15 protein-coding genes are annotated in these 15,252 nt (G+C 51.8%); 12 read left to right on the forward strand and 3 right to left on the reverse strand.

What is annotated here, in order from left to right; all coding sequences use genetic code 11:
* Positions 1–46 precede the first annotated feature (46 nt).
* Both ACFQNG_RS08500 and ACFQNG_RS08505 read right to left on the reverse strand, forming a co-directional pair.
* The gene (locus ACFQNG_RS08500; protein ID WP_379864490.1) at positions 47–400 is read right to left on the reverse strand and encodes a YolD-like family protein; all 354 of its coding nucleotides are present in this window, start codon (positions 398–400) and stop codon (positions 47–49) included.
* Positions 397–1,626 carry a DNA polymerase IV gene (locus ACFQNG_RS08505; RefSeq protein WP_379864491.1) on the reverse strand — a complete coding sequence of 410 codons (1,230 nt, stop codon included), beginning with the start codon at positions 1,624–1,626 and terminating at the stop codon, positions 397–399. The genes ACFQNG_RS08500 and ACFQNG_RS08505 overlap by 4 nt, the downstream gene beginning before the upstream one ends.
* A gap of 113 nt (positions 1,627–1,739) precedes the next feature.
* Between ACFQNG_RS08505 and ACFQNG_RS08510 the strand changes: the two genes are divergently transcribed.
* The 7 genes from ACFQNG_RS08510 to ACFQNG_RS08540 all read left to right on the forward strand — a co-directional run bounded on the left by ACFQNG_RS08510 (position 1,740) and on the right by ACFQNG_RS08540 (position 9,660).
* Complete coding sequence (locus ACFQNG_RS08510; RefSeq protein ID WP_379864492.1) at positions 1,740–3,344, forward strand: amidohydrolase; 1,605 nt, start codon at positions 1,740–1,742, stop codon at positions 3,342–3,344.
* A gap of 70 nt (positions 3,345–3,414) precedes the next feature.
* Complete coding sequence (locus ACFQNG_RS08515; RefSeq protein WP_379864493.1) at positions 3,415–4,407, forward strand: LacI family DNA-binding transcriptional regulator; 993 nt, start codon at positions 3,415–3,417, stop codon at positions 4,405–4,407.
* Positions 4,408–4,654: 247 nt separating this feature from the next.
* Positions 4,655–6,130, forward strand: coding sequence for a sucrose-specific PTS transporter subunit IIBC (locus tag ACFQNG_RS08520; protein ID WP_379864494.1), 1,476 nt, complete (start codon positions 4,655–4,657; stop codon positions 6,128–6,130).
* A 146-nt stretch (positions 6,131–6,276) separates the two neighbouring features.
* Positions 6,277–7,776: a glycoside hydrolase family 32 protein gene (locus ACFQNG_RS08525; RefSeq protein ID WP_379864495.1), complete on the forward strand. Its 1,500-nt coding sequence runs from the start codon at positions 6,277–6,279 to the stop codon at positions 7,774–7,776.
* A 46-nt stretch (positions 7,777–7,822) separates the two neighbouring features.
* Positions 7,823–8,776, forward strand: a complete 954-nt coding sequence (locus tag ACFQNG_RS08530; RefSeq protein ID WP_379864496.1) for a carbohydrate kinase family protein — start codon at positions 7,823–7,825, stop codon at positions 8,774–8,776.
* 140 nt (positions 8,777–8,916) lie between these two features.
* Positions 8,917–9,345, forward strand: a complete 429-nt coding sequence (locus tag ACFQNG_RS08535; protein WP_379864497.1) for a cell wall hydrolase — start codon at positions 8,917–8,919, stop codon at positions 9,343–9,345.
* A 12-nt stretch (positions 9,346–9,357) separates the two neighbouring features.
* A complete protein-coding gene (locus ACFQNG_RS08540; RefSeq protein WP_379864498.1) occupies positions 9,358–9,660 on the forward strand; it encodes a spore coat protein GerQ in 303 nt (100 codons plus the stop codon).
* Positions 9,661–9,753: 93 nt separating this feature from the next.
* Here the strand turns inward: ACFQNG_RS08540 and ACFQNG_RS08545 are convergent, their stop codons facing one another.
* On the reverse strand, positions 9,754–10,197 hold the full coding sequence (locus ACFQNG_RS08545) for a YtoQ family protein (protein ID WP_379864499.1): 444 nt from the start codon (positions 10,195–10,197) through the stop codon (positions 9,754–9,756).
* Positions 10,198–10,566: 369 nt separating this feature from the next.
* On the opposite strand from ACFQNG_RS08545, the gene ACFQNG_RS08550 reads away from it, so the two are divergent.
* The 5 genes from ACFQNG_RS08550 (at position 10,567) to sat (ending at position 15,131) form a co-directional block, all read left to right on the forward strand.
* Positions 10,567–12,195 (forward strand): nitrite/sulfite reductase, encoded by a 1,629-nt coding sequence (locus ACFQNG_RS08550; protein WP_379864500.1) that lies wholly within the window; start codon positions 10,567–10,569, stop codon positions 12,193–12,195.
* Positions 12,192–12,413 (forward strand): DUF3906 family protein, encoded by a 222-nt coding sequence (locus tag ACFQNG_RS08555; RefSeq protein WP_379864501.1) that lies wholly within the window; start codon positions 12,192–12,194, stop codon positions 12,411–12,413. The genes ACFQNG_RS08550 and ACFQNG_RS08555 overlap by 4 nt, the downstream gene beginning before the upstream one ends.
* A 68-nt stretch (positions 12,414–12,481) precedes the next feature.
* Positions 12,482–13,210, forward strand: coding sequence for a phosphoadenylyl-sulfate reductase (locus ACFQNG_RS08560; RefSeq protein ID WP_379864502.1), 729 nt, complete (start codon positions 12,482–12,484; stop codon positions 13,208–13,210).
* Positions 13,210–13,956 (forward strand): sulfite exporter TauE/SafE family protein, encoded by a 747-nt coding sequence (locus tag ACFQNG_RS08565; protein ID WP_379864503.1) that lies wholly within the window; start codon positions 13,210–13,212, stop codon positions 13,954–13,956. Before ACFQNG_RS08560 ends, ACFQNG_RS08565 begins: the two co-directional genes overlap by 1 nt.
* Positions 13,953–15,131 carry a sulfate adenylyltransferase gene (gene sat / locus ACFQNG_RS08570; protein WP_379864504.1) on the forward strand — a complete coding sequence of 393 codons (1,179 nt, stop codon included), beginning with the start codon at positions 13,953–13,955 and terminating at the stop codon, positions 15,129–15,131. The genes ACFQNG_RS08565 and sat overlap by 4 nt, the downstream gene beginning before the upstream one ends.
* Positions 15,132–15,252 lie beyond the last annotated feature (121 nt).

The raw sequence follows: 15,252 nt of genomic DNA on the forward strand, positions 1-15,252 counted from the left end.
AACCCTCCTTCGGTTTGATTGCAAATAAAGCATAACTCAAAACGGCTCACACATCATCCCCGTCCGCCATTTTCTCGATCGCATAGATGGCGGAGACGGCGATGGTGACCGTTTCGCGTCCGTTAGCCAACCGTATCCAGCGTTCGTGCGGGTTGATCTTTTGCACGAAGCCGCACCGCTCACAAGGGCGATGGTGATGGACGTAGCGCACGAGCAGGGGAAAGTCGCCATCCACCGCCTCCAACAAAAGGCGGTTCATCTCGGCGAGCTGGTCTTCGTCCAACAGGGGGAAAGCAAATTCTTCCGCCTGCTGTTGTTTTAACAGAGCCGTGCGGTGTTCGGGCAGAAACATCCGACTTCCCTCCCACAGCAGATTGTGCCGATACAAAGATTGACTCATCGATAATGACCTCCTATTTTTTGCGCCCGTTCAAGAGCCTGCCCGGCTCGCGTCAGGGAAGCGGCACGCAAAATGGCGGTCGGGCCGAAGCGTTGGTTGATTTTATCCATGACATAGCCCAAACGGTGTTTTTTATCATCATTTTCAAACAAGCTGAGCTGCATCGGCTGATCATCGGCCAGATTGCCCAGGCTGATGCCGAGGGAGCGAATCGGTTGACCGTCCCAAAAGCGGGTAAACAACGCCCATGCATAATGAAAGACGGTCATCGTGTGATTGGTTGCTTCCGGCATCGTGTATTGCCGATGGAAGCCGGTGGGGAAGTCGAAGTCGGCTCCGCGGCAACCGACACTAATCGTTAGCCCAACCTGCCGTTGTTGGCGTGTGCGCCGGCATACTTCCTCGCACAGTTCCAATAAGACGACACGAATCTCTTCTTCGGTGCGGTAGTCGCGCGGCAAGGTCATTTGGTGCCCAATTGCCTTTTGTTTTTGAAACGTATGGGGATGGACGGGAGAAAGGTCGATGCCATTGGCGGTCATCCAGAGGACATGCCCGTTCACTCCCCAGCGCTTTTGCAGGCGGACCAGCGGGCAACGGGCGAGATCGCCAATGGTCGTGATTCCCATGCGACGCAGGTGGCGTCCCATTCGCTTGCCGACACCAAACATTTTTTCGACGGGCAATGGCCAGAGATGGGTTTTCAAATTGTCTTGGGTCAGTTCAAACAGGCCATGCTCGCTCTTTTTGGCAAAGTTGTCGCAAGCCATTTTGCTCAATACTTTATTGGGGCCGATGCCGACGCGGGCATGCAGGCCGAGCTGGAGGGCAATCGTTTGTTGGATTTTGCGGGCGATCTCGCGTGGAGGCCCGAACAAGGCTTCGCATCCCCGGATGGAGATGAATTGCTCATCAATGGAATAAGGTTCAACCAAGTCGCTAAATCGGCCCAAAATCTCCGTGATCCGTAACGACGCTTGCAGATAAAGCGCCATCCGTGGCCGGACAACGACCAAACCGGGGCAGCGTTCTTCCGCTTCCCTCAAGGTAATGGCGTTTTTGATCCCATATGATTTGGCGAGCGGACAAGCGGCGAGGATGACGCCACTGCGCCGTTCAGGATCGCCTGAGACAACGAGGGGGCGATCTTGAAATCGTGGTTGCAAGGCTTTTTCAATGCTGGCATAGAAAGATTGCATGTCAATGAGAAACACCGTCGATTCCATCCTTGTCACTCCGTTGTACGAACGTATGTTTTCTTTGTTTTTATTATATGCAAATGTATGTTCGGAAAGTAGAGTGAAATGTTTCCAATCGCGGTGGGAGGAGATGAGAAGGCATGACTGACAAAACGATTTATTATCATGGGCGGATCACGACATTGAATCCGGCCCAGCCCCGCGCCGAAGCACTGGTGGTGGAACGGGGGCGCATCGCAGCAGTGGGCGGCACCGAACAAATCTTGCTGGATCATGGCCGTGCGCACGTGAACAAGGTGGACTTGCAGGGCGGATATGTTTATCCGGGCTTCATCGACAGCCATCTGCATTTGTCCGGAGTGGGGCAGCGGTTAAGGTGGTTGGACCTGGGACCGTGTCAAAGCAAAACGGAGATGCTGCGGGCGATCAAGGCGCAGGTGGCCCAAGCCAAAGAGGGGGAGTGGATTTTGGGCATGGGTTGGGATGAACACCGCTTGCACGGTGGGGTTCCCTCTTTAAGGGAGTTGGATGAAGCCAGTCCTTATCATCCCGTGTTCCTGGCCAGGGTCTGCTTCCATGCTTACCTCGTCAATTCGGCCGCATATGCGGCGGCGGGGGTCACAGAGGGAACGGACGATCCGGAAGACGGCCTGTTTGGGCGGGATGCGGCGGGCCGCCTGAATGGATGGGTGTATGAACAAGCTTCCCAACCATTTTATGGCGCGCACCCCGTCCCCTCTTACCAGGAAAAGAAAGAAACGATTCGCCAAGCGATGCGATTGGCGCTGGCCAGCGGATTGACGGGAGGACACAGCGAAGATTTGCGGTATATCGGAAATATCGCGGAGTTGATTCGCATCTATCGCGAATTGGTGGACGAAGGGGTGAAGTTCCGCACGCACCACTTGTTGTATCACCCGTATCTGAACGGGCTCCGTGAGCTGGCGGCGGAGGAGTTGGCGCCGGATCCTTGGTTCAGCTTGGGCGCCGTGAAAATGTTTGCCGACGGTTCGATTGGGGGGAGAACCGCGCTGTTGTCAGAACCCTATGCCGATGATCCGCACCAGGTGGGGGTGGCGATCCATGAGCTGGCGGAGTTAAAGGAATTGGCGCTCCAAGCCGCCTCTTTCGGACGGCCGATTGCCGTTCATGCCATTGGCGATGAAGCGGCGGCGCGGGTGATTGCGACGATGGAGCAGGTTCCCGTTCAAGGGAATGCCCTGCGCCATCGCCTCATCCATGGCCAGTTTTTGCGGGCGGATCTGATCTCGCGGCTCCAGCGGCTTGATGTGGTTGTGGATATTCAGCCGCGGTTTGTGGCCAGCGATTTTCCGTGGGTGTTGGAACGGGTGGGTGAACGGCGGATCACCTATGCCTATGCTTGGAAAACCTTGCTCCAAGCGGGCATTCCCTGTGCGGCGGGAAGCGATTCCCCGATCGAGCCGCTTCATCCGCTGTTGGGATTGCACGCAGCCGTGACCCGGCGACGACTGGAAGAGCCAAGCGACCATCCAGGGTACCTGCCCGAACAAAAACTGCGCCCCCTTGAAGCCATGCGATTATTCACCCAAGGAAGCGCCTATGCGGAAGGGCAAGAAAACGAACGGGGCCTGATTGCGGTGGGCCGGTGGGCCGACCTTACCGTGTATGACCGCGACATTTTAACGTGCCCGGCGGAAGAATGGTTGGCGGCCGAGACCTTGTGGACCGTGGTGAATGGGGAAGTGGCCTATAGTGGAGGATAGAAAAAGGAAAGAATGGCAATGAATGAAAATCGCAACCGTTTGAAAGTGGGATGGGGTTGAAAGGAGGAGAGTGGCGATGAAGAAAAACATAGATGACATTGCGGCTTTGGCCGGTGTGGCCAAAAGCACCGTTTCCCGCTATTTGAATGGCGGTTATGTGAGCGATGCCACCAAACGCAAAATCAAAAAAGTGATTGAAGAGACAAACTACGAACCCAACGCGTTTGCGCAAAGCTTAAAAGCGAAGAGAACCAATTTCATCGGGGTGATCGCCCCGCGGCTTGACTCCTATGCCACTTCCAAAACCTTGATTGGAATAGATGAAGAATTGAAACGACAACATTGCAATCTGTTTATCGCCCATACCGGGCGGCATGTCGAGCGTGAATGGGAATACCTTTATTCATTTGCGCGGCAAAAAGTGGGTGGCATCATTTTGCTTGCGACGGAGATGACCACAAGACACAAAGAAATCATCAACGAGATCGGATTGCCGGTCTTGATTGTGGGGCAGCAATGGGAAGGGTTGCATTGTTTGGTGCATGACGATGATCAAGCGGGCTGGATGATGGGGAAACATGTTGTTGGCAAAGGGCATAGGCGAATTGCCTATTTGGGCGTGACGGAAAAAGATATCGCCGTTGGAGTGAAGCGGAGAGATGGGTTCCGGCGGGCGGTGCGACAGGGAAATCCCAGCGAAGTCAGATATTATGAGACCAGTTTCGCCATGGAAGAGGCCATGGAAGAGACCAAGCGGATCATGGATGAATACCGTCCGACGGTGATTGTTTGCGCAACGGACAACATCGCGTTTGGGGCGATGAAAGCCATTTTGCGGGAAGGATTGTCCATTCCGGCGGATGTATCGGTGACGGGGTTTGGCGGCTATGATATTTCTGGAGTGGTCCATCCGAGCTTGACCACGGTTCGGTTTGAGTACAAAGAGGTGGGCAAGAAAGCGGCGGCAAGCGTCATCAGAATGATGAACGAAGAAGAAATTCCACTATTGCAAGTGTCCCCTTTTCAACTGATTGAGGGGGAAAGTGTACGGACGTGGACATAGTGCGGTGAGCCATGGCCTTTTCCGTTCCCGATTCCTACGGGAACGGAAAAGGCCACATCATTTGATCCTTGCGGAGACCGGCAGTTGGTATGGACAGAATTCATGAAAGCGTTGACATTTGTTGTTCCGTGCTCCTATAATGAGGTTGTGGAACCGGTTCCTCAAAAAGTGTGGGAATGATCGGATACCATTTATTTTTTACCCTGACTGGAACCGGTTCCCTATCAATCCGAAAGAGGGGAGAATCATGGCAGAAACGAAAAAGGCCAAAGATTACGGGCAGATTGCGAAAGAAATACTTGAATCCATCGGAGGCGGGGAAAATATCGAAGGTGCCGCCCATTGCGCCACCCGCTTGCGTCTCGCTTTGAAAGATGAAGGCAAAGTGAATGTAACGCAACTGGAGCAGATGGAAGAGGTGAAGGGGACATTTTCAACAGGCGGCCAATTCCAGATCATTATCGGAGCCGGCACGGTAAATGAAGTGTACAAAGCATTTGCCTCACTTGCGGGGATCAAGGAAATGTCCTCCACTGAAGTTAAGGAAGCGGGGGCGCGGAAATTGAAACCGCTTCAACGATTCGTGAAAATGCTTTCCGACATTTTCGTTCCCATCATCCCGGCGATTGTGGCTGGCGGCTTATTGATGGGGATTAACAATTTGCTGACATCCAAAGGCTTGTTCGTTGCGGGGAAATCATTGGTAGAACAGGTTCCCGGCATTGCGGATTTTGCCGCGATGATCAATACTTTCGCCAATGCCGCCTTTGTGTTTTTGCCGGTCTTGATCGGTTTTTCGGCCACGAAGAAATTTGGCGGCAACCCGTATCTGGGGGCTGCGCTTGGCATGTTAATGGTACATCCTGATTTGTTGAACGGGTGGGATTATGGCGGCGCTTTGGCCAAAAGGGAAATTCCGGCCTGGAAGATTTTTGGGTTTGAAATCGAAAAGGTCGGCTATCAGGGAACCGTCTTGCCCATCCTGGTCGCTTCTTACATTTTGGCCAAGATAGAAAACTTCCTGAGAAGGGTCATCCCTTCGGCGTTGGATAATTTGTTGACCCCTTTATTGTCCATGTTTGTGACGGGTATGCTCACGTTTGCCGCGGTTGGACCGATTACGCGTTCAGCCGGCAATTTGTTGACGGATGGGATTGTCTGGTTGTATGACACGGTGGGTCCGATCGGTGGGGCGATATTCGGACTTTTGTATGCGCCTGTGGTGATCACCGGCATGCATCACAGTTTTATCGCCGTGGAAACACAGTTGTTGGCGGACATTTCGAAAACAGGGGGATCTTTCATCTTCGTGATTGCCGCCATGTCCAATATGGCTCAGGGAGCGGCCACATTGGCGGTCCTTTTCGTCGCAGGAAACGCGAAGGTGAAAAGCATCGCTTCGGCTTCCGGCATTTCCGCTCTGTTGGGAATTACGGAACCGGCGATGTTTGGCATTAATCTGAAGTTGAGATACCCATTTATTTCCGCCATTGTCGGATCGGCTGTGGGCAGTGCCTATGTCACTTATTGCAAAGTGAAAGCGGTTGCGCTTGGAGCCGCGGGCATCCCTGGGATCATCTCCGTCCGGGCCGACGGCATTTTCCATTACATCATTGGGATGGCAATCACTGTGGCCGTGACGTTTGCGCTCACGCTGATATTGTCCAAAAGATTTGAGTGGTCGCAACCGAATGAAACGGATGCGGATACAGAGGGAGTATAATGTTTGTTCTGGGAGAATGGTTCATTCTCCTGGTTTTTCGGCTGTGAAAGGAAATTTTGGCCTGAATGACTGTCGTCCCGACCTTGAAACGACTAGGACACCGGTATCAATTGAAATGAACTTGTTGGATCTGGGGGAGAGGGAGAATGCCGAAAAGAGCGGAGACGAGCATGACCGCGGATAAATATCGAACCATCTTGGAAGCGGAAGAGGGGGAATTGGAAGCACTGCGGCAAGTGGCAAAAGATGATCCCTGGAAGCCGAGCTACCACATCCATCCATCAGTTGGGTTGCTGAATGATCCAAATGGATTATCCTATTTTAACGGCTATTATCATGTTTTTTATCAATGGTATCCGTTTGGTCCGGTTCATGGCATGAAACATTGGGCCCATGTTCGATCAAAAGACCTTATCCATTGGGAGCGGATGCCTGTCGCATTGGTGCCCACGGAAGTGTATGAAACGCACGGGGCGTTTTCCGGAACGGCGATAGAAAAGGATGGGCAACTATATCTTTACTACACGGGAAATGTCAAGTTTGACGAACGGAATCGCACCGCCAACCAATGTTTGGCAATAATGGATCATCGATTCCAGATTCGAAAACATGCCCACAATCCCCTGATCAGCGGAACCCCGGTAGGGTATACCGGCCATGTGCGCGATCCCAAAGTGTTTGTCAAAGAGGATGTTTACTACATGTTGCTGGGGGCGCAGCGAAGCGACTTGACCGGAGCGCTATTGGTTTATGAATCGCCGGACGCCATCCGTTGGGATTTCAAAGGGGAACTGCGTGTGGAGGGCTGGTCCGCGGGATATATGTGGGAATGTCCAGATTGCTTCCGCATCGGCGGAAGTGATGTTCTGCTCTTTTCGCCCCAAGGGGTGGAACGGGAGGGGCATAACTATCACAATCTTTATAATGCCATTTACTGTGTGGGCGAGTTGGACCTTACCCGTCTCTCTTTTAAAGTGGATTTTTGCCGGGAGATCGATAAAGGATTTGATTTTTATGCTCCGCAAACGTTTGCCGATCCGCACGGAAGGCGAATTTTATTGGCCTGGGCGGGGGCTAGCGAAATGGAGTATCCGACAGACCGCAACATGTGGGCGCATTGCCTTACCATTCCGCGCGAACTGAAGCTGGAGGGGAACATCCTCAAGCAACGTCCCATTCCCGAACTAAATCAGTTGCGCCTCAATGAGACCCGTGCGGAAGGCGGACTGGCAAATGAAGAAAAAGAGATTGAAAACAGTGAAGATGCGTTTGAATTGAACGTCCGGTTTTCTGAGATCGCGGCGGACCGCTTTGGCATCCGCCTGTGCCAATCGGAGCGGGAAGGGTTTACGCTGTTGTTTGACAAAAAACAAGCCTCCGTTTCCGTGGATCGGGGCCGGTTTGAACATGGTTTCGGTGAACGGGTTGGAACGGTGAGGAGTGAAACCCTCATGATTGAAAATAAGCTGTCTGTTCGTGTTTTTGTGGATAAGAGTGTCATTGAGATCTTTATCCAAGACGGTGAAGTGACTTTTACTTCCAGGGTCTTTCCGTTGGCGCAGTCAACCGGCATATCTCTTTTTGCCGAAGGGGATTTGCGGTTTGCTTTGCAAAAATATTCACTGGCCAAAGGAATGGAGTGCTAGGGAGCATCCGGGAAGTTATCGCAAAAAGATGATGGGGGAAATCCGGATGAGTGTAACCTGTGTGGGTGAACTGTTGATCGATTTTGTGTGCACGGATACCGGCGTCGACCTCAGCCAAGGTGCCAATTTCATTAAAAAAGCGGGTGGCGCCCCGGCAAATGTCGCGGCGGCGGTGGCCAAGTTGGGCGGACAGGCGCAACTGATCGGAAAAGTGGGAAACGATCCCTTTGGCGCGTTTTTGCGAAAGCAATTGGAGAAAGTGCGAGTGGACATCAGCCAAGTAATCGTTTCCCCTGAATATCCGACGACCATGGCCTTTGTTTCCTTGGAAGCGGACGGTTCCCGCGATTTCCATTTTTTCGCGGGGGCCGACACTCAGCTCCGCTGGGAGGAAATCGAATGGGACCGGGTGTTGGCCAGCCGATTGCTTCATTTCGGTTCGGCGACGGCCCTTTTGGATTATCCGCTGTATGCCGCTTACCGGAGACTGTTTGCCAAGGCGGTGGAGAACCATCGCTTTGTTTCGTTCGATCCCAATTACCGCCACGACTTGTGGAAAGGCAATGAAGGAATGTTTATGGAACGTTGCCGCCATTTTATCCGCCATGCCGATCTGGTCAAAGTAAGCGACGAAGAACTTTCTCTTTTGACCGGCAAAGGGCTGGACGAGGGGATCAGTGTCTTGCATGATTGGGGGGCTAAATTCGTCGCCGTCACCTTGGGCAAGGAGGGCGCGATGCTTTCCGCGGGGAATAGGCAAGCGACTGTGGCCAGCATCCCGATCCAAAGCATTGATTCGACGGGAGCCGGCGATGCGTTTATCGGGGCATTATTGTGCAAGATCAGCGCCAGCTCCCGGCAAGAGTGTCCCGATTTCGCCATCTTAGTCGGGTTTGCCCGCTTCGCCAACGTCGCGGCGGCGCTCACTTGCACCAAATTGGGGGCGATTGAAGCCATTCCGACGTTGGAGGAAGTGCAGTTTTATTTGGAAGAAGAGTGAAAAGAACAAGCGCCCCCCTTCTGTGGATGGTGGGGCGCTTGTTGATTGCATAGCGAATAAATATAAAACAATGCATTAAAGAGGTTTTGTCGTTCTTTTTTGGCATAATCGCACATAATTTTTACACCAGGGGGGATGGTATGGCCATCATACGAGCGAGGGAGAATGATGTGAAATTGCTGGCACGGCTGATGCGGGCGGAAGCGGAGGGAGACGGTCAGCTGGGCATGCTGAACGTGGGCAACGTGGGCGTAAACCGCGTTTTGGGGGATTGCCTTGATTTTCGAGGTTTGCGTTCGGTTCAGGACATGGTGTTTCAATCGCCCGGCGGCTTTGAGGCTGTGCAAAAGCCCTATTTCTATCAAGCGGCGCGCCAGATAGATGTGCGGTTGGCCAGACGAGTGATACAGGGACAGCGATATCATCCGGGCAAACACGCTTTGTGGTTTTTCGAGCCACCGGGAGCCTGCCCCAGCCGATGGTTTAACCAGGTTAACGTTGGGCGTTATAAAAGCCATTGTTTCTATGTGCCGACACCAAGAGATTGCCCCAAAGTGTACAACTATTAGGAGGCGATGAAAATGTACTGGTCCTATCCTTATACCATGCCGGGAATGGAAGCGAGTATTTCGCAGAGAAGACCGGAAAGACGCTTTTCAGAAGATTTGATGCAGGCCAATGTGGGGAGGCGGATCACGGTTTATTTGACGTATGATGGAAGTCAACAATGGCGCGATTTGACATTTTCCGGGGTGTTGCGCCAAGTGGGAAGGGATTATTTCATGATCAGGGAGCAAAATTCGGGACGGGATATGATGTTTCTGAATATCAATCTGGATTATGTGGTATTTGAGGATGAGCCAGCGCGGTTGGCTGACAAATAGGGGCATTACATAGAGATGGGAACAGATCAGAGACCGGGCGAAGGCCTGGTTTTTTTGTGTGAGTGATGGAAACCCCGCCAAGCGGAGTTTCCATCACTCTTCGAACAGATAGGCCAAGGCATCCAACGCTTGTTCGGGTGTCTCCACGACGAGTTGAGCGCGTTGGGCAAGTTCTTTCAGCGGGTGGTGCAGGCTGGTTGGACGGATCAGGATCAAAGGCTTATTTAAAGCCAAAGCCATGGAAGCGTCCATCGCCGTGTTCCATTGGCGGTATTTTTCACCGAACAGAGCGATAACAATGTCCGCTTTTTGCATCCAGACCCGTGTGCGCAGATTATTCACTTCTGAAGCGGCATGGTCTCGGTAGACGGCAGTGGGTTGTTTTCCTTTGATGCGCTCGCCGATGTCATCGGAGAGATCATGATTTTCTTGCGGACCTTTAAAGAGGAGGGGAAGTTTGCGCTCCTCCGCGCCCCTGCGAAGCTGCTCGCGCCAATCGTCATGGATCTGGCCGGCCAAATATACGATTAACTGCATGTGAAACGCCTCCTTCTAACATCATCTCGCCTAACTGCGGTCCGATGATCCCTTCCTATTCGGAGAAAAGGGGGTTCATTAAAAATTTTAGTGAAATCAGTGGGGAATAACAATGATTTTAATGAATTTTCATAGAGGATTCGCATAAGAATTTAAACGATTAAAACTTATAACACCTACTATATAACTTGGTTTAGTCTATTTAAATTGAATAAAAACTATTGACTGTTTTAATTATTTATTGTTATCCTTAAAGCAGTATAGCGCAATTCCTAGTTCAGATATCGGGATTAACAATTTAGCGAGGTAATTGATAAAAGTGTTGTTGCATGGCAAAACAGGCCAAATTGAGCAAAAGGAGTGACCGGCATGACGGTGGAGTGGAAGTGGGCTGAGCAAGCAGACCAACTTAACTCGGTAGAGCAATTGAAATTAAAACAAGACGGACTCGACATCATTGAAGAGATTAGAGAGGTATACGCGAAACAGGGATTTGCCTCTATTCCAGAAGAAAAGTTCTCCTTGTTCAAATGGGCGGGTGTTTATCAGCAACGTCCAAAAGCGGATGGATATTTCATGATGCGGGTGCGCATTCCAACCGGCATATTGACCAGTCGCCAAGCCAGAGTCGTTGCCGAGATCGCCCAACAGTTTGGCCGTGGCTTGATCGATGTGACGACACGGCAAGCGATTCAATTCCATTGGCTTCAAGTGGAAGACCTGCCGGAGATTTTCGACCGGTTGGGCGAAGTGGGACTTCATTCCTATGAAGCGTGCGGAGATTGCCCGCGGACGATTATCGGCAACCCACTGGCGGGCATCGATCCTAATGAGTTGATCGATACGCGTCCCATTGTGAATGAGATGGAAAAGACATTCCTGCTCAATAAAGAGTTTTCCAACCTGCCGCGCAAATATAAAATTTCGGTTTCGGCAAGTATTTACAACCCTGCCCATGCCCAAATCAATGACCTTGCCTTCACTCCCGCGGTGAAAGAAATCGACGGGGAAGAAGTGGTTGGCTTCCATGTTTGGGTGGGGGGAGGGTTGTCCAACCGTCCACATTTGGCACAACAACTCGATATGTTCGTGCGGCCGGAACAAGTCGTGGATGTGGCTGTGGGTGTGACCAAAGTGTTCCGCGATCACGGATATCGCCAAAAACGTCATCGCTCTCGCCTGAAATTCCTGGTCGCCGATTGGGGAGTGGAGAAATTCTTGGAAGTGTTGACGGAGGTGATCGGGCCATATCCGTCTCGCGGGGAAGATCGTGTCGTTGGATGGAATGCGGGGTACTTTACGGGGGTTCATCCGCAAAAACAAGAAGGTTACTCCTATGTCGCCCTGAACATTCCCGTCGGCCGGACTTCAGCGGATGAGTTTTTCCAACTGGCCGATTTGGCGGATCGTTATGGTTCAGGCACATTGCGCACAGTCAATACGCAAAATATCATCATTTCCGATGTGCCCAATGAGAAAGTGGAAGCCCTGCTCAATGAGCCGCTTTTAAAACGGTTGACGCCAGCGCCCAAAACATTTGAAGGTTATGCCGTATCCTGCACAGGCAATGAGTTCTGCAACCTGGCGCTCACGGAAACAAAAGGCTTGTTGCACGAAGTGGTGCAGTATCTCGACCAACATGTGGAGCTGGATACGCCTGTTCGGATTCACATCAACGGTTGCCCCAACTCCTGCGGCCAACAGCAAATTGCCGATATCGGTTTGATGGGCGGCAAGAGCAAAACGGCCAAGGGGATGGTCGAATCCTATCAGATTTCGATCGGTGGCCATCTGTTCGGGGCAGGGCAGTTTAACACCCCGCTTAAAGGACGTGTGGCCAAAGAGTATGTCGCCCCGGTATTGAAAGAGCTCATTCTCTTCTATAAGGAACAAAAACAAGCGGGCGAACGGTTCACGCAATTTATTGAGCGTGTGGGTCTTGAGGCGTTCCAAGCGGAACTGGATCGGATTTGCGAACAGGTGGTGCCATCGGCATGAGCGAGGAAATGTTTTTGTACCGTTTGACAGCCGAAACAAAAACCGGAATTTCCTATGCGGTTGTGGTGTTATCGACCAACGATGAACAGGCCTTCAGCCACGCGGAGAAAGAGTTGGAACGCTATACGATCGCCACCCCGGATGTGACGGAATGGATTCTGGAAGAAAAAAAGAGGGTTCGCCTAGGCTCAGGATATGTCTTGCCCCATAACGGGTAGAAAATGGATGGAAGTGTGACCAAACTGTGCGGGCGAACATATATGGAATGGGTGAGGGAGGAATGGAAATGGAAAAACAGCTGTTACAGGATGTTTTGCTGGATGTGTCGCAACTGAAGAACTTGCAGGAACAACTGAAAACCAAACATCCATCGGAAATCATTCGCTTTGGCGTTGAAGAGATTGGAATCAAAGCCATCACGCTCGCCTGCAGTTTTGGCTATGAAGATGTGGCGTTGGTGGATATGGCGCTTAAAGTTAATCCTGAACTGGACATCTTCTATTTGGATACGGATTTGCACTTTGCGGAGACATATGAAGTGCGCGATCGGTTAAGTGAACGTTATCAAAAAGAGTTTATTCGGGTTGCGCCTAACCTGAGCTTGCAGGAACAACAGGAGCAATATGGGGACGAACTGTGGAAACGTGAACCCGACTTATGCTGCAAACTGAGAAAGGTGGAGCCGCTGAAGCAGTTCTTGAGCGGTTATCAAGGGTGGATTACCGGAATCCGCCGCGAGCAATCACCCACCCGGGCCAATGCGGAAGTGATCGAATGGGATCGCGCTTTTAATATGGTCAAACTAAACCCCCTCGCCTATTGGACAGAAAAAGAGGTCTGGAATTATATTTTTGCCCATGACATTCCATATAACCCGTTGCACGATCAACAATATCCAAGTATCGGTTGCCAGCCTTGCACCCGTCAAGTGAAGCCGGGCGAAGACCCGCGTGCGGGAAGATGGGCTGGGACAGCGAAAACTGAGTGCGGGCTGCACGTCCCGCAAAGCACATAATGTTGACCGTTGCCTTCACTGGGTTTGTCGTCGGTTTGCTCGTTGGATTAACGGGAATGGGTGGGGGACTCTTGATGACGCCGCTCCTCATCTTACTGTACGGGTTTTCACCGACGATGGCAGTGGGGACGGATTTGATTTATGCGGCGGTGACAAAAGCGGTGGGAAGCTTCCAGCACTTCCGCCAAAAGACAGTCGATTGGGGCATTGTGCGCCGTTTGGCTGCGGGAAGCATTCCCGGGGGCATATTGGGCGTATTGGTCATACAAGGGCTGAAACGGTTTACGTCACTTAAAATCGATGAAATGCTGGGCCATTTCTTGGGTCTTACCTTTATCGCCGTAGCGGTGTTCATGTTGTTTAAAATGATCGGCAAAACGAGCCTACAAAGCGTGGTGATGGGCAAAATTCCGCTTGGGCCCGTGGGGTTCTTGGGTGGCTTGTTGGTCGGCCTCACGTCAGTGGGAAGCGGGACGCTGTTTATGGCGATCTTGCTTTCCAGCACCTCGCTCGCCGCGGCGAAACTGGTGGGAACCGATGTGGTTCATGCGTTTTTTCTCACCTTGACCGCAGGTGCGCTACATGCTTCGTTGGGGCATGTGGACTTGGCGTTTGTGACTTGGTTGCTCATGGGTTCGATCCCCGGCATCTTGGTCGGGGGGAGATTGACCCTTAAAGTGCCTGACAGGGTTCTGCGCGTCGGAATCATCATCGTATTGTTCGTTACAGGAATCAAGATGGTATGAAGGGAGCGAAAATGATGGGAGGCTTGATCGCCCCTCACGGAGGACGATTGGTACAACGCGTAATACTAGGAGAAGAAAAAGAGAATTGGCTTGAGAGGGCGGTGGCGTTTCCCGCAATCCCCGCCAGTGCGGTCACACTTTCCGACTTGCATTGTTTGGCAACAGGGGTATTTTCTCCGCTAACGGGATTTTTGAATGAGCAGGATTACTTATCGGTTCGGGATGAGATGAGACTATCCGATGGAACTGTATGGAGCATCCCCATTACGTTGCCGATTCCTGAAGAAAAGGTAGAGGAAGTCAAACGGGCGGAGTATGTATCGCTTGTGGATGGAACGGGCGCCATTGTGGCGGTCGTGCGTGTGGAAAGTGTCTATCAAGTGGATCATGAATTGGAAGCGCTGAAGGTATACCGGACAACCGACCATCAACATCCGGGGGTTGCCCGTCTCGCCACCCACTCTTCCACCTACCTGGGTGGGGAAATTACTCTGTTGAAGCGGTTGGATCAAGGCATTTTCACGAAGTACGCGTATGATCCGATCGATACGCGCAAGGTGTTCGAAGAGTTGGGCTGGCAGAAGGTCGTCGGATTTCAGACACGCAATCCTGTGCATCGGGCGCATGAATACATTCAAAAAGCCGCTTTGGAAACGGTGGATGGGCTTTTCTTGCATCCGCTCGTGGGGCAGACAAAATCGGACGATATTGCGGCTGATGTGCGGTTGAAGAGTTATGAAGTGATTCTGGAGCATTACTATCCACGAGAGCGGGTCGTTTTGGGGGTCTTTCCGGCAGCGATGCGTTACGCGGGACCACGCGAGGCCATTTTCCATGCGATGGCCCGGAAAAACTACGGTTGCACGCATTTTATCGTGGGCCGCGACCATGCAGGGGTGGGCGATTACTACGGCACGTATGACGCGCAAAAGATCTTTACGCAGTTTACCCCTGCCGAACTGGGAATTACGCCATTGTTCTTTGAACACAGTTTTTATTGCAAGAAATGCGCCGGAATGGCTTCATATAAAACTTGCCCGCACAGTAAAGAAGATCATGTGATTCTGTCAGGGACTAAAGTGAGACAGATGTTGCGTGACGGCATTATGCCACCACCGGAGTTTTCCCGTCCGGAAGTGGTTCAGGTGTTGATAGAGGGAATGAGAAAGAACTAGAACCCATTCCGAAACCATCGATTGAAATGGGCCGCGTCTATAAGCGGCCGGTTGGGATCCAAATCCGGTGAATGGGAACTCCCTTTCCAGGGAGTTGTTTCGCTGGCAAAACGATGGTTGA

The organism is Laceyella putida (assembly GCF_042665195.1).
Lineage (GTDB): Bacteria > Bacillota > Bacilli > Thermoactinomycetales > Thermoactinomycetaceae > Laceyella > Laceyella putida.